Annotated in this window: 2 protein-coding genes and 1 tRNA gene; all 3 read right to left on the bottom strand. The window is 33.4% G+C overall.

Features of this window, described 5'->3' with window-relative positions; all coding sequences use genetic code 11:
- Positions 1–57: 57 nt before the first annotated feature.
- Positions 58–214: transfer RNA gene (locus tag ACUVXA_RS19690), tRNA-Leu, on the bottom strand.
- 100 nt (positions 215–314) lie between these two features.
- Entirely contained in the window at positions 315–1,742 is a 1,428-nt protein-coding gene (locus tag ACUVXA_RS19685; protein ID WP_445872995.1) for a DUF402 domain-containing protein, read from the bottom strand.
- 235 nt (positions 1,743–1,977) lie between these two features.
- Positions 1,978–2,238: a UPF0147 family protein gene (locus tag ACUVXA_RS19680; protein WP_445872994.1), complete on the bottom strand. Its 261-nt coding sequence runs from the start codon at positions 2,236–2,238 to the stop codon at positions 1,978–1,980.
- Positions 2,239–2,466: the final 228 nt, after the last annotated feature.

The raw sequence follows: 2,466 nt of genomic DNA, 5'->3' as shown, positions 1-2,466 counted from the left end.
AATCAATCTGAAAATTTAGAATAAATAGAAGTACCTGAATTTAAACAAAAATCTAGTTGGTGCGGGAGGCGCGATTTGAACGCGCGCAGGCATTCGCGGCGCTATTTTCATAGCGTCTCTACGCCAGCAGGTCCTGAGCCTTGACCAGGAATTTTTTCCCTGTCTGCCTCCTCTGGTCACCTGTTAGGCTTTGACCTAGCTCGGACACTCCCGCATCTATTAGAACAGTGCTTTCAGATTATGTTAACTTATGAATATTTCTTATTTAGATTTTCCAAAAGGTGATTAGGTATATTTTTTTAAAAGCTTTCCTACTACTTTTCTTTTTCTATTTTTGCTTTTTCGTATATTTCTTGAGCTTTTTGTTCGGCTTTTATTTTTAATTTCTCTGATATTACTTTATTTTTACAAGCTTCGATTAGTTCTTCTTTATCTATAATTTTTACCTCACCATTTGGCCATTTTACTACGTCTATGGCGAGGTCTATGTATCTGAGTTTATTGGGGGGGTAGAACTCTATAGGGGTGTTTATGTTGTAATATGTTCCTTTAAATTCTCCGCTTTTTGAGTAATATTTTGTTTGTAGATTCCAGGATCCGAGTGTGATTTCAGTTATTCCGTAGTCACCTGTTTGTTTAGGTATGTTGAGTCCATCAAAGTGTCCGCCGCCTTTAAACAGTCTTCTTAAATTTAGTTGTTTTGTACTGGGATCTATGTAAGTAAGTATGCCAGAGAGTATGAATTGATAGCCATTTATTTTTACATGTTCGATTAGTATTTGGTCACCTCTTTTTGGGAACTCTTTGGTGTATAGTTTGTTTAAAATTTCGAGAATACTATTTTGCATTTCGGGGTGTTTTGTTAGAACTTCTTCTGCGAAATCTATGAGCAGGGAGTAATCATGTCCTATTGATTTATAGTAGTGATGTTGTTCAACCGTTTTTACGATTCCTTGTCTAATTTTATCCAGTTTTTTCTTATCTTCGCTTGTAAATTCGATAAGTATGTTTTCGATTCCTTCTAATAAAAGGGTCGGGCTTTTATCTTCTCTTTTTCGGTTCATAAGTTTTTTTGCCTTTTCGACTAGTTCAGATACTTCTTGAATTAAAATGGTCGGGTTTTGGTTTGCTGCTCCGGTTCTAAAAATTATTCCCCAGTTTTCTGGTTTTATTTTCTCTCCTAGTGAGTATAGTTCTTGTCTGATTTCTCTATCTCTGATTTTTTTACTTATTTTCACGCCTTCTTGTTCAATCAATATTGCATATTTTCCGATTATTGAAATCATAGTGGTGGCTATTGGGTATTGTTTATCGGTTTTAATAATTTCAACTAAATATTCTTCACCCTCTCTTACTCTCTCATTAAAGATAAGTGCATTACAGTCGCCAATATCCAAGAATGCTCTATTGCCTTCAACTTTTACTACTTTTGCTTTATAAATTGAATTTAATTTAGTAATTGGTTTTCTAAATACCGCATCTTCAAACTCTTTTTTTAGAACCTCTTCAACTTTTATTGCTTTACTAGTTTCTCCATTAATTATTATTCCTTGTCTATTTTCAAAATCAAATATATCAATATCCGATTGGGCGTTATTGCTCTCTAACTTGAATCTCTCATTTTGCGTTGGTGAGGCTTGAGCAATTTCGAATCCATTATCCAGCAGAATTTTAGTTAATGAGGTGGAATATATTCCTCGAATTTTAATCAATATTGATTGGTGAGTCAATTGCAAAACCAAAAAATAAATCTTCTCAGTTACTTATAGTTTTTTTGTATATCTACAATAATAAAATTGAGTGAATATAAATTAATAAAGAATATGTGTACATCACCTTTATTGTAAAATTTTATAAAAGTTTGGAATATATTAGATGCGATTGATACTCGTAGAAGTGTGTTCAATTAAACTAAAAATCATCATCATGTACATGTTTCTCTTTTATGCTTTGGCAGAGCATCCCCAAAATATACTCCTAGTCACTAATTGTTTCTAATATTGATACTGCATTCCAAATTTTTGTCCTACTGTGTAGCGGGCAATTTGGGTCTTGTGAAACTTCGTCCAGTACCGATATGGCATTTGAAGCTTTAACCGCCGGGGTGTCCTCATCAGTCTGCAACGCCTCCATTGCCTGTATTGCTGCTCTGCGTATATTACGGGGGGTCGCAGTATCCTCTGAAATCTGTTTTAAAATAAACATCGCTTGGTTCATTTTTTCCGAAGTGTCACTCATATTTTCTCCCTCTATCTGTTTTATTATATTACTATAAAATTTCTATTAAACCTAGATAGTTTGAAATATGAGACGCTATCTCGCTTGGTAATATTAATACCCTATACTTATATTTATTGTCTTTTTTTAGCCGAATTTGATAAAAGCTCATTTTTTAATTTAAAAGAACTCTTAGATTATAAATAGATTCACCCAACACAAGAATTTAATACCATAAATCCAAAGACA

This window comes from Candidatus Jordarchaeum sp. (assembly GCF_052745115.1).
Note: the sequence above shows the minus strand (reverse complement) of the source record. Positions and strands in the feature narration are given on the sequence as shown.